Raw genomic sequence first — 21,809 nt, 5'->3', positions numbered from 1 at the left:
ACCGATAGTCCAAATGGCGGAACTTGGAAGCTGCGGAAAATCCGGATCCGGCCGCAAACGCCAATAGCCCCTCGATCAGCACTCATACCCAGCCTTCCAGCGGCTTCAGCTTGAGGGCTATAACCAGTTCGCGTCGCGATGATGGCGGTCTCGAGTTTTCCGCGACGTTTGTCAGTTGCGCTTTCTACTAAATCGGAACCGCTTTCGTGACAAGAAAACCACCCGGAATCAATGTCTTGAGCACATCGTCACCGAAACCGCATACCGCCACGACAAGCACGCGCCTTGCCACCGAACCCGCTCGCCAGCAACTTCTGCAAGCAGAGAAGAAAGAAAATCCGTTTATATACAGCGTCAAAAGGGGCATACGATTATCAGGTTCGCTTAATATCCTTTCCTGATTGCTTTATATATTCTTCGTTTCGAGGGTGAGGGAGGCGGTCAGATGGAGAAAAGTCGAAACCGGTTCATTTGGGCTATCTCGGCCTTGCAGTTTCTTGCGGCCGTTACGCTATGGATATTGCTTGTGCCCAGCCGGGAACGGAATGTGGTCGATCAATTTTTTGGACATCTCGGACCTTCCGCGTTTCTGGTGGCGCTTGGTGCATTCGCCATACTTTCCGGCGACAAGGGAGTTCGCCTCACGAGAATTGAAGCATGGCTCTCAATCTGCGCCGGTGCGATCTATATCCTGGTGGATACTTTCATCATGCATCCCCCGTTGGGCATATTCGACGGGGCCGGACATGCGGAACAAGAGCATGTTGGACTCATGGGCCTTGTACTGGCGCTTGGCTTGTGCGGTCTTGTCATTCTCAGGGCGGGCAATATCCCCCCTTCGCTTCCCGTTGTAGTGGGCGTCGCGGTTGCAGCTTTGGTCTTCACCGGACATCATCAACATGCCGCCGCGGGGACGGTGGCTCATAACGCGACCGTTCTAATGCTCGTCGTTGCCGCCATCTTTCGCGTTCTGGAACGCTACACGGAATACGGTGTGGCAATCATCGTATCGGGTTTCCTGTTCTTCTCGGCACAAATGGGGTTTGCAATGTTCGTGGAATCGTCCGGCACGAGCCCCCAGGCATGGGTTACCTACTGGGCGACCGCGGGTTTCATCTCCTCCACCGGCTTTCTGATTGTGAGGCGCGCAGGCGAACAGGCATAGATCGCAAGCCGTCGGCAATCGCGCGATACAGAAGCGATCAATTTCGATGGAAGAATTTTTGGATCATCAAAGCCCTGTGAAGAGCGAAGATGAGACGGAAACCCGCACGTCGACGTTATTCCCGGCCATGGCATTCGTTTCAACGCGTTTCGCGATGATCTACCGACAGCGGCCATGCTGGACGGGGTCGAGGCGGAGCGCCCGGTCTTTTCTGCGCGATTGATGGCCACGCAACCAGGGTGAATTCCACGACGCGGCAAATCGTCGGTATCGACAAGTTCGCCGCCACCTACCTGACGGCGATCCATGATTAAGGGTTACGGCGCATACCCCCCGAGGGGCGTTCGGCGATTGCGACGGCCTTGCCAACAAGGGCGAGTTGCCTGTCCGCATACAGGGCGTCTACTACTGGCACGATCCGACGAGCGCCCTATCCCACCGCTTATGGGCCTCAGAGAGGGGTTCGATCGAGTTTGGCCAGTGCAAAAAACTGAAGATAGATCTCGATCGTGGCGACGACAAGTGGACCGGCCTTTATACCGACAAGCAATAGATCGAGCCTGAGCCCGACCGGCCGTTATCCCATCAATGCGAAGTCGGCCAGGTGGGGTGCAGCTCGTCGATGACATATGCGTGGCGGTGACGTTTTTGAGCGGACCTCTCTCCCTTTTTCAGGTGAGGATGGTCCGGCGGCAGTTCGCGGTGTTGATGCTCGATCTCTTCCGGGTCGTCCGCAGGCCAGAGCCACATCGCCACGGCCGTTGCGAAACCCGCAATCCCCGCCAGTACCAGGGCTGTGGCGGACAGGCCCGCAAGGTTGCCGAACCGGCCGGCCAGGGGATACGTCACCAGCCAGCAGGCGTGCGACAGCGCAAATTGGGCGGCATAGATCGCAGGCCGGTCCGCCTCATGCGCGGAACGCCGCAACAGCCGCCCGGATGGCACTTGCGCCAGCGAATAGGCCATGCCGACCGCAAACCAGAGCGCCAGCAGCATCCAATAGCTATCGAGAAAGACGGCAATTGCCATCGAAAGCGCCAACAATCCGGCTCCGGCAAGCATTGCGGCGCGGTCGAGCCAGAAGCGCAATACATCATACATGGCTTCGCGCACGCGGCGATTGCGCCAGTTGAGATCCGGCTGCTGAGCCAGAAAGGAGTGCAGATAGTACTGACCGGTCGCTCTATCGAGTTCCCATGCGCTACCGGCCGGGAAACACTGCCAGTTGTTCGGCGCCCCCCCGTCGGCTTTCGGATCGCGCCAGATGTACCAGTCGCGTTTCGCGCTATCGAGCGAGCTGCGCGCCTCCTTGAACCACGGGTGTTGATCGGAGGTATGGTTCGGAACGAAATCGAGGATGATGCGGATACTGCGGGCGTGCAGCGCCGCAACCAGCCTGTCGAAATCGGCAAGTGTGCCGAATATGGGGTCGACATCGAGGTAATCTGCGATGTCATAGCCGAAGTCCGCCATCGGCGAACGATAGAATGGTGCAATCCACACCGCGTCGATGCCGAGCCATGCCAGATAGTCTGCCCGCGCGATGATGCCCCGAAGATCGCCGATACCGTCGCCGTTGATGTCCTGAAACGAGCGCGGGTAGACCTCATAGATGACCGACCGCTGCCACCAGGCTCGTTCCCTTTCGAGTGTCATCTTTCGATCCCGCCTATCTGAGATCCAAGTCGCTCCTTCACCTGAGTTCGGGAGCCGTGAAGCCGAGCAGGAGCAAGGCGCTCTGGACCTCCGGGCAGCTCATGAGCAGCTTCCAGATGAGGCCCGAACGGTGGTTCTCGATCATTATGACGATCGGCCCCTGGTCGATGCCGACGTGCCATTTCGCATACCAGCCCCGCGTCTCGCTGAACGCATCCACGAAGCCGTATTCGCGCCAGATCCTTTTGCCGTGAACGGCACAGAAATGTCGCAGGGCCTCCATTGAATGCTCGGGCGTATAGGGAAAGGACGACAGTGCCGCCGTCGGCGAGATGACGCCCATGTCGCTGGCGGGGGAGTGGGCGTGATAGCCCAAATAGTCATCGCTGGCGGTGAGCCCCCAGCACGCGGGCCCATATCCCTCGCAGCCCTGCGGATTGCGAATGCAATGCTCACGATTGATGAGCGTGTGGTTGACGTTCTGTTCCCAGTAGTCAGCGTAGCGGTCTGTGAGCAAGCGCGGATCGAGCCCCAGGAACGAGTAATGTGCAAAAAACAGCGGGCCGCCGTAGTCCGGCCCCAGCGGCAGATGTATCCCGTAAAATTCCTTGCCGTTCTTGAAGTCGGGACCGCCGGCCCATCCGCGATGATAGACGTCGGCGGATATCGCGTGGGCGCTGGAGGACGCGGCGAGCACATACGTGATCAGACACTCGTTCCAGCCGCGGATCTCAAGGTTCATCTCCCAGCCGTGATGCGGGCTCCAATGCCAAAAAAGAACGTCGGAGCCGCCCCGCGTGTACCAGCTCCATTCTACGTCCTGGCAGAGCTCGTCGATGCGTTGACGAAGCTCGCGTTCCTCGCCGGTGTCGCGGTCGAAATACTGGCGCGCGGCAAGAAGGCCCGCGACGAGATATGACGTCTCGACGAGATCGCCACCGTCGTCCTTGTCTGAGAATGGAATAGTTGCTCCGGTTCTGCCATTGAAAAAATGCGGGAAGACGCCGTGGTGCCGCTTGACCCTGCGGAGGAACCGGGCCATCCGCAAGACCCGGCGCAGAGCCTCGATACGCGTGATCCAGGAACGTTCGGCGGCAACGACGATCGCCATTATGCCGAACCCGGACGCGCCCGTTGCGACCAGATCAACATGATACCTGAAGTACGGGCCGCTGCGGTCGCGCGCTAGCCCGCTGACGGGATGCGCAAAATCCCAGAAGTAGCCGAAGGTCTGCCTCTGGACGAGTTCGAGCAGTGCGGCATCGTCCAGCTCGAGCAAGTGCTTCATCGACCGTCGGACCCCTTGTGTCATATTGGTGACCTAGGCTTGGACAGGCGCCTGCGCCGCAATCGCATCTGGAGCTGCATTCCGGCTGTCTTTGGATTGGACCGGGAGGCGCTCGCCGCCCGGAAGCCGGCGAAGATTGAAAGTCCGGTTGTAGAAGTGATCCTGCTCAGGCATTCGGCTGGTGCTGATAACGGTCGTTCCGGACAGGGGGCCGTAGAAGACGGCCATCAGCTCCTCACGCTGCTTTTCATCGAGAGCGCTCAGGGCATCGTCGAGGAAAACCCATTTCGGCGCGTAGATAAGGAGATGCGCGAAAGCAAGGCGCTGCTGCTCGTCGAGAGCCAGGGTTTTGTCCCATCGCTCCTCGCGGTCGAGCGAAGCGTCCAGATACTCGAGCCCGACCTGCTTGAGCGCCCCGCAGATCATCGCATCGTCGATCGGCTTTGGCGGCGCAGGATATCCCATGACGGATCGCAGCGTGCCCAATGGCAGATATGGCCGCTCGCGCAAGAACAGCACGCTTTCCTGCGCGGGCATGCGAATTGTGCCGGTGCCCCAGGGCCATAGTCCGGCAAACGCCAGGACGAGCGCAGTCTTGCCCGATCCCGAACCGCCGACAATCAGGACATGCTTGCCCGGTGCCACCTCGATATGAGGCGCGTCCAGGGCCGCCTGGCCATTGGGGAGATAGAGAGTGACGTCGTCCAGTACCAGATTGCCGGAAGCGCTCGCGGACATCGCGATCCGCGGAACATTGCGGTGCATTTCGTCGACTTTCAGCAGGGCATCCCGGAAGTTGACGATGCGCGAGAGCGTGGCACGCCAATCCGCTATCCCGGCAAAATTGTCGACGTACCAACGCAACGACTGTTGAACCTGAAAGAAGGCGCCCACCACCATCATGAGGCCGCCGAACGACAGGCTGCCGCCGAAGTAGCCGGGAGCGGCAACGAGAATGGGTGCCACAAGCGCGAGCCAGCCGTATCCGGACGTAACCCAGGTCAGCCGCGCAAGGCCGTTGGCCAACCGGCACATGACGCCGATTAGACGATCGATCGTTCCGTCGAACAGTTTGCGCTCATCCTTCTCGCCGTCACGTAGCGCGATACCCTCGGCGTTTTCGTTGTCCCGCACCATGGCGAAACGAAGGTCGGCCTCGGCGCTGTAGCGATCGTAATTGAGCTGGATGAGCGGGCGCCCGACCCACCAGCTCAACCAGGAGCCTGCGGTCGCGAACGCAAGAGCGCACCAGACCATGTAGCCGGGAATGGAGAAGCTGTGGCCATTGAGCGAGAACATGACCTGCTCCGACAGCACCCAGAGCACCCCGAGAAATGAGACGAGAAGCAGCGAGGCTTGCAGAAACCCGATGCCCAGGCTCGCGGAAAGCTCCGTCAGATGGCGCGCATCCTCCTGCATACGCTGGTCCGGGTTGATGCCAATCTCGCCGGCGAACTGCATCCAGTAGGCGCGGTTGCCCATCAGCCACTCGTCCAGCAAGTCGTGCGTCATCCATTCACGCAGCCTGACCTTTATCATTTCCTGCAACCAGGTCTGGCCGACGGCCAGCGTCAGCAGCACACTGATTATGGCGAGGAACACCACGATCTGTTGCATGAAAGCCTGTATATCCTTGCGTTCCAGTGCGTCGTAGAAGCTGCCTTGCCAGAGGTTTAGTCTGACCTGACCGGCCACGGTGGCGATCAGGACGAGAACGATACCCAATGCCAGCAGAACCAATCGCCGCCGTTCCGTTGAAGCCCCGAGCGCATGCAGCAGAGAGCCGAGTTGTGCAAAAACGCTTCGCCAAGCCGCGCGGTCTTGCCGACTCCCCGCAACATGGGATGTTGGCGCGTCATCAGGGATCGTCATAACGAAGACATCTCCGGATCACGGCAGCGGCGCGATATTGCCTCGGTGCAAGGATCTGGGCCACTGCGGCTATCAGCCAGAAAAAAGCGGCAAACCGCTGCATGATTGCATTTACATGAGCGTACATCATTACATTTACTTGAGCGGGAGTCCGGCGCTGGGCGGCACGAGCATGAAAACTGAAACAAATCATCGACTGGACGCGCTCGTAGATGAAATGTCGATCGAGGAAAAGATCGGCCAGCTGACCCTCGTTATGGCCGAGCAGACTAAAAACGGTCCGCGTATCCCCGCGGAATGCGTCGCTGCGGTTCGGGCAGGCCGGGCCGGCACCGTTTCCCACCTGTGGGGCAGGCGACAGACCGATGAAATTCAACGCGTCGCCATCGAAGAAACGCGCCTCGGTATCCCCCTTCTGTTTGGTGCCGACGTCCTGCACGGCCATCGGACAATTTTTCCCATCCCGCTGGCCGAGGCGGGAGCGTTCGATCCGGAACTGTGGGAGCGCACGGCGCGCGCCGCCGCCGAGGAGGCGACGGCCGACGGGCTCAGCCTGACCTACGCGCCGATGCTCGACGTGACACGCGATCCACGCTGGGGCCGCATGGCCGAAAGCCCGGGCGAGGATCCCTGGCTTGCATCGCATTTCGCCGTTGCCAAGGTCCGCGGGTTCCAGGACCAGGATCTTTCTGCGCCAACGAGCATCGCCGCGACCGCCAAGCACCTTGGCGCCTACGGAGCGGTAACGGCCGGGCGCGAATATGCTTCGGTCGACATTTCCGAGCGAACCCTGCTCGAAACCTACCTGCCTCCGTTCAAGGCCGCAGTCGACGCAGGCGTGAGCTCGATCATGCCTGCATTCACCGATCTTGCCGGCATTCCAATGAGTGCCAACGTCACGGTTCTTCGCGACCTCATACGCGCCAAATGGGGGTTCGAAGGCATCTATATCAGCGACTACAACGCCATCACCGAACTTATGAGCCACGGGGTCGCAGCCGACGTCGCGGACGCGGCCGCATTGGCGCTGCGGGCCGGCATCGACATCGATCTCATGGGCGCGGCCTACGAGCGCGGGCTGGCGACCGCGCTCGAGCGCGGCCGCGTTGCCATGGGCGAAATCGACGACGCGGTGCGGCGCGTGCTTCAGCTCAAATGGTCGCTGGGCCTGTTCGATGATCCATACCGGCGTCAAGTCGGCGGCAACAACAAGGAAGCTCTTCCGTTAAGTGCGGAGCGACGCTCTTTGGCGCTCGAAGCCGCACGCCGATCCATCGTACTTTTGCAGAACCGCAATAGTGTGTTGCCGTTTCCCGAGACGGGGCGTATCGCGCTTGTCGGACCACTGGCGGACGCGCGCTGCGAGATGCTCGGCCCCTGGGCCTCAGCCGGCAATCCCCGGGAAGTAGTCGGTATTCTGGAAGCGGTCCGCAACGCCTTTCCCGCTGCCGAGATCCGACATGCACGCGGCGTTGACATCGATAGCTGCGATGTCAGCGGTATTGAATTTGCCGTCGCAGTCGCGCGCGATGCCGATTTCGTTGTGCTGTCGCTTGGTGAGGCCGCCCTTATGAGCGGCGAGGCGGCGAGCCGCGGCCGACCTGACTTGCCCGGCCGCCAGCGGGAACTCGCTGAAGCCGTTTTTGACTTGCGCAAGCCAACAGCGGTTTTGCTGTCGTCAGGACGCCCGCTGCTCGTCCCCTGGTTATTTGACAGGGCGGATGCGGTGCTCGCCACCTGGTTCCTCGGCAGCGAAGCCGGCAACGCCATCGCCGACGTGCTCAGCGGACGCTGGAACCCGACGGGGCGCCTGGCGGTCTCCTGGCCGGTGGACGTTGGGCAAGTCCCCGTCTTCTATTCGCAGCGCCGCACCGGCCGGCCGGCCGACCCCGCCTCGCACGACACCAGCAAATACGTTGATTTGACAGTCGAGCCGCTATTCCCGTTCGGGCACGGCTTGTCATATACGCAATTTGCATTGAGTGATTTACGCGCCGAACCCGCTCAACTGCTGCCGGATGAAACTCTCACTGTCGAAGTCAAGGTGACAAACGTCGGCGCAGCTGCCGGCGAGGAGACTGTACTGCTGTTCTTGCACGACCCCGTCGCCAGCGTCGCTCGCCCAATTCTTGAGCTTAAGGGCGTGGAGAAGATCAATCTCGCTCCCGGCTTGAGCGGAATTGTTCGGTTCGCCGTCCCGGCGGATGCTTTCACGTTCCTCGGGACCGATCTCTCTCCTTGCATAGAGCCGGGCGAGTTCGAGATCTTGGTCGGACCGAGCTCAGCCGCCGCGTCGTTGCTAAGCACAAGAGTGCAGCTTGCCGCAGTGCCTGAACAACGCTGAACATATATCGTTTCCAAGCGCCGCAAACATCCCCGGCCTGTTCAAGCGATCAAACGCGACTTCCTGCGAAGGCTACCTCTGGCAACTCTCGCCCTGCGCTAACAAGGGGCCGGACACGCTGGCTCACCGCAGGCAGTGAAGCGCCGTGCCCGACCTCAAGGATTGGCCGAAAGCCAATTTATCAGCCCAGGTGGTGGACTTCCTGCAGCCCGTAAACTGGTGTCGGGATCCCCTCCATCCGCGCCTTGATCTGCAGCGACAGGAACTGCGAGTAGTGGCGCGACTGGTGCAGGTTGCCGCCGTGCATCCACAGGTTCGGTACCTGTGTCGGCTTCCACATGTTGCGCTGTTCACCCTCCCAGGGTCCGGGATCCTTGGTGGTATCGGAGCCGAGGCCCCAGCATTTGCCGAGGGTATCCGCCATCTCCTGGCCCATCAGGTCCGCCACCCAGCCATTCATGGAGTTATAGCCGGTGGCGTAGACAACGAGATCGGCGTCGAGATGACTGCCGTCGTCAAGGTTGACCCCGGTCTCGTCGAGCGAGACGACCTGGCCGCGCTTGAGCTTGATCTCGCCGTCGATAATGAGCTGGCTCGCGCCTACGTCGATGTAATAGCCAGAGCCGCGGCGCAGGTATTTCATGAAAAGGCCGGATTCGTCGTCCCCCCAGTCGAGCCAGAAGCCAGCCTTTTCCAAACCCTCGTAGAACGCGGCGTCGCGTTCCTTCATTTGCGCATAGGCAGGTATCTGAAACTCGTGCAGGATCCGATATGGCAGCGAGGCGAATATCAGATCGGCCTTTTCGGTCGTCACACCGTTGCGGACCGCTTCTTCGGAGTAGAGTGCACCGAGACCGATCTCCATGAGCGTGTCCGACCGCACGATGTGTGTGGACGACCGCTGTACCATGGTCACGTCAGCGTCGTGTTCCCAAAGCGCGGCGCAGATGTCGTGGGCCGAGTTGTTGGAGCCAACGACGACCACCTTCTTGCCGCTCCATTTGTCCGGGCCTTCGTGTTCCGACGAATGCTGCTGCACGCCCTTGAACTTGCCCATGCCGGGAAAGTCGGGCATCCGCTTCTTGCCGGACATTCCGGTCGCCATGACAAGCTGCTTGGGACGCAGCACGACTTCCTCACCGTCGCGATCCACTACGACAGTCCATTCCTCCGTCTTCTCGTCGAAACTGGCGGATTTGGCAGTGGTGCGGGTCCAGTAGTTGAGCTCCATTACCTTGGTATACATTTCGAGCCAGTCACCGATCTTGTCCTTGGGCGCAAATACCGGCCAGTTCTCGGGGAACTTGATGTAAGGCAAATGATCGTACCAGACCGGGTCGTGCAGGCAGAGCGACTTGTAGCGCTTGCGCCAGCTGTCTCCGGGCCGGTCGTTGCGCTCGACGATGATTGTCGGCACACCGAGCTGGCGCAGGCGGGCACCCAGAGCGATGCCTCCCTGACCGCCGCCGATGATCAGACAGTAAGGCTGGGTGCTGTAGCCAAGCTCGGCAACCTCGCGTTCACGTTCTTCCTTCCAGGTCTCGCGGTTCTTCCCGGCCCCGTGCTTGGCCCCGAGCGGGCGCTTGAAGCCTGCTGGCTCCTCGTACCCCTTCAGCTCGACCATCGTGGTCAGCAGGGTCCAGATCTTGCCGTCCTTCAGGCGAACGAGGCCATAGCCCCGCGCCGTTTCGGTCTCGAACTGGATCCAGGCGGTTGTGACGCCATCGTCCTCGGTAGGGATCTCGTCCTCGGCCAGTTTCCAGTTCCTGGGCTTGGTCGCGGCCAGTTGGTGTTTCAGCATGTCCTCGACCTGGTCCTTGCCTTCGACTGTCTTGACGTTCCAGGTGAACGTTACAAGGTCGCGCCAATAACAGTCGTCCAGAAACATCTCCCGCGCCTTGGCGATGTCATTTTGAGCCAGTGCGGCGCCGAATCCATCCAGAAAAGCCTGGGTCCGGCCGGCAACAGACTTATCGAGCATGTGTTCCTCCCTTTCGTACCTTGAGCTGTTCCTCCAGCACCGCGATTATCAAGGGGACGCGCCCGCAGGCAACGGCATCCGGGCATGACGCAGGGCAAATGGGGATTGAACCCCGTGCGCCGTTGCGTGCGCAACGGCTTGCAACGGCCATGTTGCGTCAGGCTGGTGGCGTAAGGCCCGCCTTGCGGATGCGCCGCAGGACGGTCGAGCGGTTCACGCCCAATCGCCTTGCCGCCTGCGCCATGTTCCAGCCGCAGGCCGCCATCAATGCTTCCAGATCGTCGATGTCGTCAGGCTCCGGCCCGGCCCGCTTCGGCGCGGCTGGCAGGTCCGGCAGGTCGATGACTGATCCTTCCGACATGGCAATGGCGACATCCAAAAGCTGTTCCAGCTCCCGTATGTTTCCCGGCCAAACGCGCGATTTCAGCTCGGCCCGAGCTGCGGGGGAAAGACGCATATCGGCAGAGCAACGCCAGCGCAGCAGACGGTCGATCAGCCAGTCCAGATCGGACCGGTGACGCAGCGGCGGCAACGCCAGGGTGGCACCCGCAACGCGATAGAACAAGTCGTCGCGAAGAGCGCTCGACAGCTCAGAGGCGGCACAGCGGCAGGATGCCACGACGCGAAGATCGGTCCGCCGGTCGAGCAGCGTCAGCAAGGCGGCTTGCCCGTCCAGCGGCATGTCCTCGATCCCGCGCAGGAACAGTGTGCCAGGCGCCGCGTCGGCAAGGGACTCGACAGCGCCCGGTCCGGTACAGCGGATGGCGTGAAAGCCGCGGTTCTTGGGTCCGGCTACATGGATGGCACGGGCCAGTCTTTCCTTGCCGGTACCGGTCTCACCCGTGATCAGCAGTGGCACCTGCGTTGGCGCCAGGCGCGCTGCCTGCTCCAGAAGGCGCCCCAGTGCCGGATCGGCCCCGGCGAAGCTGCCCAGCGCTCCAGGCAGGGTCGTTTCGCGCTGCCTGAGTGCAGTGATCATCTGCGGGGTCTGAGGTGCGATGGCATGGCCGAACAGGCGGCGCCCGTCCTTCAGCCGCAACACCCGCTCCTCTGTGGGCCGTCCGCGCATGAGGTCCGGCAGGTCATCCACCGACAATTCCAGCCAATCGTCGATCCGTGAGCCGATCAGGCTGCCGCCCGCCTCGGGGTCCAGCGCTCTCCGTGCCCCCGACGTCATACCGACGATCCGGCCCGCTGCGTCGAGCGCCACGGCGGCTTCGGGATCGACCTCCAGAAACTCGGGGCTGGTCGAGAAGCGCAGCACCCAATCTCGCCGGGTCATCGCCATCAAGTTGGCCATCTCAACCCGCCGCGCCGAGGCGGTCACCAACCCCATGGCCAGGTTCTGCGAGGATTTCGGCGAAGGTGAACGCAAGAGCGAGATGTCGAGCACAGCAGAAAACTCGCCCTTGGTATCGAAGATCGGGGCAGCGGTGCAGGACAGCGGCATATGCGCAAGCCCGAAGTGGTCGCTCTGATGGATGGTGATAGCTTTCCCGGTGACGATACAGGACCCGACACCGCAGGTTCCGGCCAGGTCCTCGGTCCAGTTCGAGCCGAGATAGAGTCCGGCCTGCCGCAATTGATCCTCGAAGCGCGGATCGCCGAAGAAATCGACGCAAACACCCTTTGCATCGGCAAGAAGCAGAACATAGTTCTGTCCCGCGACCTGTTGGAAAAGCGTCTGGAGGCCCGAGCGCGCCGTGGCGATGAGCCGTTCCGACTGCTCGCGGTGCTCGCGCAGCTCGGTCTCCGTAACGACATGGGCCGGGTCCGGCCGCGAGGGATCCATGCCATATGTCTGAACGCAACGTCGCCAGCTCTCCGTGACCAGGCTGTCGCGCCCGGTTTCCACGCCGCGCAGCACCCGGTCGATTTCATCGACATGTTCGAATTCAAGCATCGCGTCCTCCCAACGGCTGCCCAAAATCAGGATAGCGCGCCGAACGGATCAGTGCCATGTGACCATGATTTGAAACTGACAAACGCCGAGCTCGTCGCCGACGACGCCCTTCGCCTGTTCGACGCCCCGCTCCACGCATCAACTTCGGGCTGCAGATGATCATTTGAACGAAGCGGTCAGGCAGTGACAGCTGAAACCCCTTTGAGCATACGGAGTGGAAATCAGCCGCGCGGTGTTCAAGGGCAAGGCCCTGCATGCTCCGGCCGGTGGCGATCGTTGCCAGAAAAGTCCAACAAACCTATCCTGAAAATAATGCTTCGGGTTTCAGGAAGCCCGAACATATTGCGGGGCGGCCCATGTTCCCAAAACTCATGTCAGGCGTCTATCTGACCCGGCACGGTGGTCCGGATGCCTTGGAATGGCGGGACGATATTCCCGTGCCTTCTCCCGGTGCGGGCGAGGTGCTGGTGAAAGTTCTGGCGGCAGGCGTGAACAATACCGACATCAATACTCGCATCGGTTGGTATTCTTCCGAAGTCTCCGGTGCGACCGAGGACATGACCGGCGGTTCTGATGTCGAGGCCGGCGGTTGGGGTGGCACGATCGACTTCCCACGCATCCAGGGAGGTGACATTTGCGGCCGCGTCGTCGCCTTGGGTGACGGTGTCACGACCGTCAAGACCGGCGCGCGAGTGACCAGCCAGATCAACATTCCAAGACCGACGCTGGACAACCCATTTGCCTTCGTGGCGCTCGGCTCGGAACTGGATGGCGCTTTCGCCGAATATTGCCTGTTACGGGAAGATGAGGTTTTCGACGTCAGCGCGTCATCGCTTTCCGACGAGGAGATTGCGGCGATTCCATGCGGTTTCGGCACGGCCCATAATCTCCTCGTTCGATCTGGAGTGCGCGAGGGACAGAAAATCCTGGTGACCGGAGCGTCCGGCGTGGTCGGGCTGGCCGCGGTGCAGCTGGCAACGCTTCTCGGCGCCCGGGTGACCGGGATTGCTGCGGAGGAGAAGTCTGGGATCGTGCAGCAGTCGGGTGCGAGCGAGACCCTGCCGCGCTCGGCGGCAATCCCCACAGAAGAGTATGACGTCGTCATCGACGTTGTAGCCGGAGATATCTGGCCCGACCTGATTCGATCTCTGAAGCCGGGTGGGCGCTACGCTGTGTCGGGCGCCATTGCGGGGCCGATTGTCGAGGCGGACTTGCGTGAGATCTACTTAAGGGACATCACCATTCACGGCTGCTCCTTCATGTCGCGAGCCGTATTCTTGGGCTTGATCGACCTGGTGATTTCAGGTCGGGTCAAGCCGATCATCGCCCGGACCTACCCGCTACGCGACATTGCCGAGGCCCAGGCGGATTTCAAATCGAAGAAATACGCGGGCAAACTTGTGCTTTTGCCGTGAGAAAGAGCTGCCTCCGAACGCAAAGAGCTGTCTCCGAACGCAAAAAGGACGACACTTCAACGTCCGCTTCGGGCTTGAACCAGGGCTGCGGCGCGCAGAGCACCGCAGGCAGCTTCGGGCCGTATGCTTACAAAGTGCCCGAACTAATTAGTAGGCGTTTCTTAGGGTCCTGACCCTAGTACAAGGCCGAATTGAACAGCCTGCGCGCGGCGTCTTCTCGGCTCCTGCAAGCTGGCATGCAGGCACCCTGATTAACTTCCGGCCGTGATGGTAAACGGCGCAGCGAATCCGCTGCAAATTTCGACTTTTCTCAATCTTGGGTGGATGACTGTAGTCACCTATGAAAGGCGCTTCGAAGCAATAGCTTTCGATCTGGACGCGGAAAAGTGAAATTCACTCAATCCTGTTCCGATGCCAGGTTTCGGGAATTTTGGTGGGTGTACAAGGACTCGAACCTTGGACCCGCTGATTAAGAGTCAGCTGCTCTACCAACTGAGCTATACACCCGTTCGCCGTATCGGCTAGCATCGCATTTTCGGCCATTTTGGCCATGGCCGCAACGCCTTGGCTTGCGCCCGGCGCCTCGCGATGTGGGGCGTATATATCGGGCCTTTTCTTCTCTTGCAAGGCCAAAGCAGCGCTTTTTTCAACTGGGGATAAAGCCCGTGCGAGCGAGGCGAAATCCGCGCGCGCCCTTTGCCGGTCCTTCCCCTTGCCCACCTCGCTTCTTGCCAGCGCATCCGCGCGCCCCGCCCCCTCCTCTTCGCGCCCTGGCGCAACATTCGCCAAGCCATGAAGGGGTTACGTGAAATTTCGTGACATTAGCGCTTGACCCTCCATCGGGCCGGGGATAGTTTGCGCCGCATCTGAAACCGAAGTCGGGTAATCGATCTCAATCGCCCGGCCAAACCGGAGCAAGGTGAGCCGTGGCGAAAACGACCGCCCAGCTTATTCTCGTAGTAGGAAGGCGCGCTGCCTGGGCGATGTGACCATCGTCCGGAAGGGCTAGCGCGCGATCAGGCCTCCTCGGGGGCCTTTTTTATTGCCTGAACCAGATCGACCAAACGCAGATTAGTTCCGCCAACCATGAAAAGGCCAGGCGGGACAGGCCAGGGAAAGAAAAGATGAGACGGGAAATGACAGGCGCCGAAATGGTGCTGCAAGCCTTGAGGGACCAAGGGGTCAAACACGTTTTCGGATATCCCGGCGGCGCCGTACTTCCCATCTACGACGAGATCATACAGCAGGACGATATCGAGCATATCCTTGTCCGCCACGAACAGGGCGCGGGCCATGCGGCGGAAGGTTACGCGCGCTCGACAGGCAAGCCCGGCGTCGTTCTCGTCACCTCCGGTCCGGGCGCCACCAACATGGTCACCGCGCTGACCGACGCGATGCTGGATTCCATCCCGCTTGTGTGCATCACCGGTCAGGTTCCAACCCATCTCATCGGCAACGACGCCTTCCAGGAGTGCGACACGGTCGGCATTACCCGGCCCTGCACCAAGCACAACTGGCTGGTCAAGCGGATCGAGGATCTGCCGCGCATCATGCATGAGGCGTTCTATGTCGCGATGAGCGGGCGCCCCGGCCCGGTCGTCGTCGACATCCCGAAGGACATCCAGTTCGCGACCGGCGACTACGAAGGCCCGAGCAACAACATCGCGCATAAGTCCTACCGCCCGCAAATCAAGGGCGATATCGAGGCGATCCGCCACGCGGTGGAGATGATCGCTTCCGCGAAGCGCCCGGTGCTTTACACCGGCGGCGGCGTCATCAACTCCGGCCCGCAGGCCTGCGCGCTGCTGCGCGAGCTGGTGGAGATCACCGGCATTCCGATCACCTCCACCTTGATGGGCCTTGGCGCCTATCCGGCCTCCGGCAAGCAGTGGCTCGGCATGCTCGGCATGCACGGCACCTATGAAGCCAATATGGCCATGCACGAATGCGACCTGATGATCAACGTCGGCGCACGCTTCGACGACCGGATCACGGGCCGGCTCGACGCCTTCTCGCCCGGCTCGCGCAAGATCCATATCGACATCGACCCCTCCTCGATCAACAAGACGGTTTCCGTCGACCTGCCGATCATTGGCGATGTCGGCCACGTGCTTGAGGATATGGTCCGCATCTTCCGCGCTAGCGGAAAGAAACTCGACCAGTCGGCGATGAAGGCCTGGGGCGGGAAGATCGACACCTGGCGGGCGCGCAATTCTCTCGCCTACCGTGCGTCGGATGATTTCATCATGCCGCAATACGCGATCCAGCGGCTTTACGAGCATACGAAGGACCGCAAGACCTTCGTCTCGACGGAAGTCGGCCAGCACCAGATGTGGGCCGCGCAGTTCTACGGTTTCGAGGCGCCGAACCGGTGGCTGACGTCGGGCGGCCTCGGCACCATGGGCTACGGCATGCCGGCGGCGATCGGCGCGCAGGTCGCGAACCCCGATGCGCTGGTCATCGACATCGCGGGCGATGCGTCGATCATGATGAACATCCAGGAGATGTCGACGGCGACCCAGTACAATCTGCCGGTCAAGGTCTTCGTGCTCAACAACCAGTACATGGGCATGGTTCGCCAGTGGCAGCAGCTCCTGCACGGCAATCGCCTGTCGCATTCCTATACAGACAGCCTGCCGGACTTCGTGAAACTTGCCGATGCCTATGGCTGGCACGGCATCTGCGTCGACAAGCCGGCCGCTCTCGACGATGCGATCGCGGAGATGCTGGAAACGCCGAAGCCCGTCATCTTCGACTGCCGCGTCGCCAATCTAGCCAACTGCTTCCCGATGATCCCTTCCGGCAAGGCGCATAACGAAATGCTCCTGCCGGACGAGGCGAACGACGAAGCGGTGGCCAATGCCATCAGCAAGGAAGGCAAGGCGCTCGTCTGAGCCGCGCAAGGGAAAAAGAAAATGAACGCACAAAACCTCAACGCGCCTTCCGCCTACTTCATGGCAGAGGTGAGCGAGAAGGAAGAAACGCACACGCTATCCGTTCTCGTGGATAACGAGCCGGGCGTGCTTGCCCGCGTCATCGGGCTGTTCTCGGGCCGCGGCTATAACATCGACAGCCTGACGGTGTCGGAAACCGAGCATGAAAAGCACCTGTCGCGGATCACCATCGTCACCACGGGCACGCCGCAGGTGATCGAGCAGATCCGCCATCAGCTTGAGCGTCTGGTGCCCGTCCACCGCGTTACCGATTTGACGGTGGAGGCGCACAACCAGAACCAGGACAAGCCGCTTGAGCGCGAGCTTGCGCTGGTGAAGGTCGCGGGCCTTGGCGAGAAGCGGCTTGAGGCGCTCAGGCTTGCCGATGCCTTCCGCGCCACCGTCATCGACGCGACGACGGAGCATTTCGTCTTCGAGATCACGGGCCGCACGAACAAGGTGGAGCAGTTCATCTCCATCATGGGCCCGCTCGGGCTGATCGAGGTGTCGCGCACGGGCGTCGCCGCCCTCCAGCGCGGTGCGCAGGCGCTTTGAAACCGGGCACGGCCGCCATCCGCCAATTGCGGGTGGACAGGCTCTAACTTATTGATATTTCGCATGTCCTTATCCCAATACCGGCATCCACTTTTGGGGGACATGCGCTAATGGTCTGGCACCATTAAAAAAAGCGGGGCGGCACTGTTCGTCCCGTTTTCTTTTGCACTACCCTCTTTTGTTCAAACTACCCTCTTTCGAATGAGCCAAAAGATGAGCGACCAGAGCCGCCTGTCCGTCAACGTCAATGCCGTTGCCATGCTGCGCAACCGGCGCGACCTTCCGTGGCCGAGCGTGGTGGACATGTCGCGCATCGCCATGCAGGCGGGCGCGAAGGGCATCACCGTCCACCCGCGTCCGGACGAGCGGCATATCCGCAAGAGCGACGTCGCGGACCTGACCGCCCTCATCAACGACGAGTTCCCCGACAAGGAACTGTGCCTTGAAGGGTATCCGAGCCCGGATTTCCTGGATCTGGTGGAAAAGCACCGCCCGCACCAGGTGCTCTATGTCCCGGACGATCCCACCCAGCTCACTTCGGATCATGGCTGGAACCTTGCCCGCGACAGCCAAATCGTCTCCGCCGTCACCCGGCAGACGAAACAGTGGAACGTGCGCGTCTCGCTCTTCGTCAACGCGGACCCGGAAGCGCCGGAGCTTGCCGCGCAGCTTGGAGCGGAGAGGATCGAGATCTACACCGGCCCTTATGGCGCCTGTTACGACGATGAAAAAGCGGCGGAGCGCGAGCGCGCAAGGGTCGTCGCCACGGGCAAGGCCGCGCATAAGGCAGGCCTCGGCGTCAACGCCGGGCATGACCTGACCCTTCTCAACCTGCCGCCGCTCGTTGCCGAAATGCCGTTCCTGCGGGAGGTTTCAATCGGTCACGGCTTCACGGCGGACGCCCTTATTTACGGCTTCGCCGAAACCGTGCGCCTTTACCGAGTGGCGCTGGGGGAACTGCCTGCGTGAGAGGCAAGGAGTACGCTGGCAGGTTAGCAGCAAGTGCTCGCGGAAAACGCCTCACCTATTGCCGGCTTCACAAAACCTCATGCGCTTAAGCGAAGGCGAAAAGCTTCCTAAAACTGCGCAGAAAATTAGTTCCCAGTATTTGTGTCTAGTGACTGATGAGGTAACTCCTGCGTAGGCACGTAAACAGGCGCAGAATCGGATTTAATCCAGCTTAATCCGCCGATAATCCCGCCAACAATAATTGCAATTGCGGCCACAGCAATTGCTGTCCACTGTAGTTTCCATGCCCACAAATCACCCTTTGAGGGCAAGTCACGTACTCTTTGCAGCACTTCCCTCTGATCCGATTTGATATCGTCCAGATCTTTGCGGATATACTCAAAGTGCGTTTCAAGGCGTGATATTCTCTCACCATCACTCATTCCTGTGCCTCCACCTCCGCCAGTTATCGGACCGTGGGCTTCCGATCCTTCCTGAAATAAATGCGGGGGAAATTTCACAACATTTGGCCTCGTGTAGTCCTCTGCCGATGGTGATGAGTCAGACATCACTGACCCCTCGTTCTTGCGGCAGCTGCATTCGACATCAGCGCGTTAAAAAGCAATCGCAGACTATTTAAGCTACTTGCGTTAGCGCGTTGCGACTCAACCATATGTTGGTTGGCAGCTTCTAAATTTCCATTGCTATAGCTAATAAGACACTGCTGCAATGCGCCGTTCGCAGTAACCATATGATTTATAGCGAAAAATAAATTGTCCAAGTCCTGCCTCGTAACTGCAATCTCAACTGTCTCGTTGGAAGGTATGGATAACCACCCTTCGATCGTGCCTTGAGGGATGTTGATGGTATCTGGAATGATATTTTCTTCTGTCATTCGGGAAGTGAACTACAAATTTTTGGGTGTAGCGAATCTTTTTTCCCTTCTTCGTTGCCGTCCTTCCGCTTATCCCACAGATCTAGCTGAGTGTTGAGCATCTCCCTTAGAATCTCGTCACCCTTTTCCTTATCTTTGAATCGCCAGGCCTATCGCAACAAGCAGAAACACCATCTCAGTTTTTCTAGATGTTTCGCCGATTTCTTCGGTGAAACAAATGATTAACGCTATCGATACGATATACTTTTAATCCCCAGAGACTGGGCGATGATCACTGAATATCCGCCTGCGCGGGCATGACAGGAGCAGTTCGCCGGCTTCATATAAATGCGTCGCTAAAAGCACCTGCCTCGCATCGCCGATCACCTAAAATTGTTCCCTTTTTGTTCTTGAACGATCAAACCTCCCCGCGCTAGGCTCCCGCCGGACAATCGCGGCGAAGGAACGGACAATGGACAAGCAGCCCCGCGCATTTCGGAAATTGCACGAAGGTCCGGGCGCCTTCATCATCCCGAACCCCTGGGACATCGGCACCGCGCGGATTCTGGCGGCCATGGGCTTCGAGGCGCTTGCCACGACCAGTGCCGGAATGGCCTTTTCACTGGGGCTTGCGGAAGGTGCGGTGAGCCGGGAGGCGACGCTTGGCCACTGCCGGCAGATCGTCAAGGCAACGCCCCTTCCCGTTTCGGCGGATCTTGAAAAAGGCTTCGGCGACAGCCCGGAAAGTGCGGCCGAGACGATCCGCATTGCCGCCGAGATCGGGCTTGCCGGTTGCTCGCTTGAGGATCACACGGGCGACCGGGGCGACCCGATCTACGATTTCGGCCTCGCGGTCGAGCGAATTCAGGCCGCCTGCGAGGCCGCCCGCTCCCTGCCCCATGATTTCGTGCTCACCGCGCGATGCGAGAATTTTCTCTGGGACCGTCCGGACCTCGATGACACCATCAAACGCCTTCAGGCGTTCGAGGCGGCAGGCGCGGATGTGCTTTACGCGCCCGGCCTGCATGATCTCGATACGATCAGAACCGTCTGCGACGCGGTTTCCAAACCCGTCAACGTGGTGATGGGCATGCCGGGGGCGACCTTCGGCATGCAGGACCTCGCGGAAGTCGGCGTCAAGCGGATCAGCGTCGGCTCGGCCCTCGCCCGTCTTGCCTTCGGGGCCTTCGTCCAGGCAGCGCGCGAGATGCGCAAGGACGGCACCTTCCGCTTCTCCGAACAGGCGATGGGCTTCGCCGAACTGGAAGGGTTCTTTGCGGGTGATGGCCAATGACAATCGGCTTCATCGGACGCCCGATTTTCATTGGCCCCTCCCCAAATACCGCATGAGTGCAATTACCCGGTCGCGTGCAACACAGGGTTGGGCTATAATATAACCTTAGGGCAATAGATTTTAGCTATTGCTATTTTAATTAGCTATTGCTATAAAGAGGTTCAGGTGAGATATATTGATCATCGTGGAAGCTCTTCCAGGGATGAATTCCGTGCGGTGCTGGAGGATTCCCAAATTCCGTCCTTGGTCCGTATCGAACTCATGAGACGGTTGGCGGATATTGATGGCGGACGGCGCGCGCCTGACGCATTCGGCACCGCGCAAGATTCCAATCCCGAGTTCTACGTCTGGATAAGCGATCCGTTCGACACGGAACAGGGACGGCGCCAGATCTGGCTGGCTTATGAACACGCCGGCAATGGAACGACCGTTCTGCACGTCTTCGCGACCTTCACGGGCGGCGCGCGGCAATCTGAATACGCACTGGACGTTACGGTAGATCGGCAGAGACTGGGAAGCAGAGTATGAGCAACGTGAAGCAGGAAACTCAGGTTGATCTCTCGAACCTCGACCTGAGTGCCGATCAAGTCGCCGAGATCGTCGGCACCAGTGTGGATGAAGTGCGGGTGGCCGATGCCACCATCCGTTACGTTCAACGCAATGCGGACTTGATCAAGGCGATGCGCGAGGCACGCGGGCTCAGCCGCAGCGAGCTTGCGGAAATCCTCGGGCTTACGCCCGGGCGGGTTTCTCAGCTTGAAAGCGGTCAGATCCGTCATGCCCCCAATCTGAAAACCCTTGCGGAAATCGCCTATCGACTGGATTTCGAGATTGACGTTAGCGCTCACTCGAAGCCTCCGGAGACGGAACCCTATTCGACGCCGGATGAGCTTGTGTCCGCGGAGCTTCCTCGAAAAGAACGGAAGGCTGCATACCGAGCTTCCTGAGAATCCCAAGCTTCCCGCCTTTCACTTAAGACCGGTTTTTCCATTTCATTATCGGGGATGGCGCCCCATGTGCGATACTCACGAGAATGACGAAATAACCATGCCGCCGCGAAATTGGTGGCTCACCCGTTTGGTGCTCGTGATTGCGGCGATCGCCGTAATGACCGCTACAAACTGGGGCGTAACCACGCCCGGCAAACTGGTTTCCGATCTTTGCGGCGGCGTGGGGTCTTTCTTTCTGCTCATGGGGGCATGGCGATCCATCAGCGTGCGCGAAGAGTTATGCCGGCTGTCGCTGATCGCGAGTGACGATGAACTCATCCAGGCGCAAACTGCGGATTTCTTCAGGCAGAAAAACGCAGAGATGCTGGATATGCTGCGGGCGGAATGGCGCTGGTATATCGATGGCGTTTCCTTGCTTGTCGCATCGTTCGGAATAACCGCGGGCGCTGGCCTGAGAATGCTATTCGCGGGGTAAAAACAGGACGGCAACGCTCCCTAGAGCATATCCCGCGAAATCCGGATCGGATTTCGCGGCAAGGATATGCTCAAAACATTGATTCTGAAGCGTTTTCTTGAACCAAGAAAGCGGTCCCGCTTTCTTGGAAAGCGCTTTGGTTTCCACGCCCGCCCA

Annotated in this window: 17 protein-coding genes, 1 tRNA gene and 1 pseudogene; 10 read left to right on the top strand and 9 right to left on the bottom strand. The window is 60.1% G+C overall.

The window, feature by feature from the left end; genetic code table 11:
• Positions 1-547: 547 nt before the first annotated feature.
• Positions 548-1,165, top strand: coding sequence for a hypothetical protein (locus GR183_RS01770; protein ID WP_160773859.1), 618 nt, complete (start codon positions 548-550; stop codon positions 1,163-1,165).
• 585 nt (positions 1,166-1,750) lie between these two features.
• Here GR183_RS01770 and GR183_RS21855 read toward each other — a convergent pair.
• From GR183_RS21855 to GR183_RS01755, 4 genes and pseudogenes are all read right to left on the bottom strand, one after another.
• The gene (locus GR183_RS21855) at positions 1,751-2,227 is read right to left on the bottom strand and encodes an MFS transporter (protein WP_260513339.1); all 477 of its coding nucleotides are present in this window, start codon (positions 2,225-2,227) and stop codon (positions 1,751-1,753) included.
• Positions 2,228-2,233: 6 nt separating this feature from the next.
• Positions 2,234-2,821: pseudogene (locus tag GR183_RS21850) on the bottom strand (alpha-amylase family glycosyl hydrolase); the annotation flags it as partial.
• 37 nt (positions 2,822-2,858) lie between these two features.
• Positions 2,859-4,109 carry a glucoamylase family protein gene (locus GR183_RS01760; protein WP_202395791.1) on the bottom strand — a complete coding sequence of 417 codons (1,251 nt, stop codon included), beginning with the start codon at positions 4,107-4,109 and terminating at the stop codon, positions 2,859-2,861.
• Between the two features lie 33 nt (positions 4,110-4,142).
• The gene (locus GR183_RS01755) at positions 4,143-5,849 is read right to left on the bottom strand and encodes an ABC transporter ATP-binding protein/permease (protein WP_160773856.1); all 1,707 of its coding nucleotides are present in this window, start codon (positions 5,847-5,849) and stop codon (positions 4,143-4,145) included.
• Positions 5,850-6,153: 304 nt separating this feature from the next.
• Here GR183_RS01755 and GR183_RS01750 point away from each other — a divergent pair, with 304 nt between their 5' ends.
• Positions 6,154-8,325 (top strand): glycoside hydrolase family 3 N-terminal domain-containing protein, encoded by a 2,172-nt coding sequence (locus GR183_RS01750; protein ID WP_160773855.1) that lies wholly within the window; start codon positions 6,154-6,156, stop codon positions 8,323-8,325.
• A 181-nt stretch (positions 8,326-8,506) separates the two neighbouring features.
• On the opposite strand, the gene GR183_RS01745 is transcribed toward GR183_RS01750, so the two are convergent.
• Together GR183_RS01745 and GR183_RS01740 are read right to left on the bottom strand one after the other, a co-directional pair.
• Positions 8,507-10,306, bottom strand: coding sequence for an NAD(P)/FAD-dependent oxidoreductase (locus GR183_RS01745; RefSeq protein WP_160773854.1), 1,800 nt, complete (start codon positions 10,304-10,306; stop codon positions 8,507-8,509).
• Between the two features lie 157 nt (positions 10,307-10,463).
• Positions 10,464-12,209 (bottom strand): sigma-54-dependent Fis family transcriptional regulator, encoded by a 1,746-nt coding sequence (locus GR183_RS01740; protein WP_160773853.1) that lies wholly within the window; start codon positions 12,207-12,209, stop codon positions 10,464-10,466.
• Positions 12,210-12,463: 254 nt separating this feature from the next.
• On the opposite strand from GR183_RS01740, the gene GR183_RS01735 reads away from it, so the two are divergent.
• Positions 12,464-13,624 (top strand): alcohol dehydrogenase family protein, encoded by a 1,161-nt coding sequence (locus GR183_RS01735; RefSeq protein ID WP_244313576.1) that lies wholly within the window; start codon positions 12,464-12,466, stop codon positions 13,622-13,624.
• Positions 13,625-14,055: 431 nt separating this feature from the next.
• On the opposite strand, the gene GR183_RS01730 is transcribed toward GR183_RS01735, so the two are convergent.
• Positions 14,056-14,131, bottom strand: a tRNA-Lys gene (locus GR183_RS01730).
• Between the two features lie 617 nt (positions 14,132-14,748).
• Here GR183_RS01730 and GR183_RS01725 point away from each other — a divergent pair.
• The 3 genes from GR183_RS01725 (at position 14,749) to GR183_RS01715 (ending at position 18,081) form a co-directional block, all read left to right on the top strand.
• The gene (locus GR183_RS01725) at positions 14,749-16,518 is read left to right on the top strand and encodes an acetolactate synthase 3 large subunit (protein WP_160773852.1); all 1,770 of its coding nucleotides are present in this window, start codon (positions 14,749-14,751) and stop codon (positions 16,516-16,518) included.
• Between the two features lie 21 nt (positions 16,519-16,539).
• A complete protein-coding gene (gene ilvN / locus GR183_RS01720) occupies positions 16,540-17,112 on the top strand; it encodes an acetolactate synthase small subunit (RefSeq protein ID WP_160773851.1) in 573 nt (190 codons plus the stop codon).
• A 213-nt stretch (positions 17,113-17,325) separates the two neighbouring features.
• Complete coding sequence (locus tag GR183_RS01715) at positions 17,326-18,081, top strand: pyridoxine 5'-phosphate synthase (protein WP_160773850.1); 756 nt, start codon at positions 17,326-17,328, stop codon at positions 18,079-18,081.
• A gap of 125 nt (positions 18,082-18,206) precedes the next feature.
• Here GR183_RS01715 and GR183_RS01710 read toward each other — a convergent pair whose 3' ends face one another.
• A complete protein-coding gene (locus GR183_RS01710) occupies positions 18,207-18,503 on the bottom strand; it encodes a hypothetical protein (protein ID WP_160773849.1) in 297 nt (98 codons plus the stop codon).
• A 125-nt stretch (positions 18,504-18,628) separates the two neighbouring features.
• On the bottom strand, positions 18,629-18,955 hold the full coding sequence (locus GR183_RS01705; protein WP_160773848.1) for a hypothetical protein: 327 nt from the start codon (positions 18,953-18,955) through the stop codon (positions 18,629-18,631).
• 451 nt (positions 18,956-19,406) lie between these two features.
• Here GR183_RS01705 and GR183_RS01700 point away from each other — a divergent pair, with 451 nt between their 5' ends.
• From GR183_RS01700 to GR183_RS01685, 4 genes are all read left to right on the top strand, one after another.
• Positions 19,407-20,228: an isocitrate lyase/PEP mutase family protein gene (locus tag GR183_RS01700; protein ID WP_160773847.1), complete on the top strand. Its 822-nt coding sequence runs from the start codon at positions 19,407-19,409 to the stop codon at positions 20,226-20,228.
• Between the two features lie 165 nt (positions 20,229-20,393).
• Positions 20,394-20,756, top strand: coding sequence for a hypothetical protein (locus GR183_RS01695; protein ID WP_160773846.1), 363 nt, complete (start codon positions 20,394-20,396; stop codon positions 20,754-20,756).
• Complete coding sequence (locus GR183_RS01690; RefSeq protein ID WP_160773845.1) at positions 20,753-21,175, top strand: helix-turn-helix domain-containing protein; 423 nt, start codon at positions 20,753-20,755, stop codon at positions 21,173-21,175. The genes GR183_RS01695 and GR183_RS01690 overlap by 4 nt, the downstream gene beginning before the upstream one ends.
• A gap of 67 nt (positions 21,176-21,242) precedes the next feature.
• Positions 21,243-21,653 (top strand): hypothetical protein, encoded by a 411-nt coding sequence (locus tag GR183_RS01685; protein ID WP_160773844.1) that lies wholly within the window; start codon positions 21,243-21,245, stop codon positions 21,651-21,653.
• Positions 21,654-21,809: the final 156 nt, after the last annotated feature.

This window comes from Stappia sediminis, assembly GCF_009826895.1.
GTDB classification, from domain to species: Bacteria; Pseudomonadota; Alphaproteobacteria; order Rhizobiales; family Stappiaceae; genus Hongsoonwoonella; species Hongsoonwoonella sediminis.
This window is presented reverse-complemented; position numbering and strand designations above follow the sequence as displayed.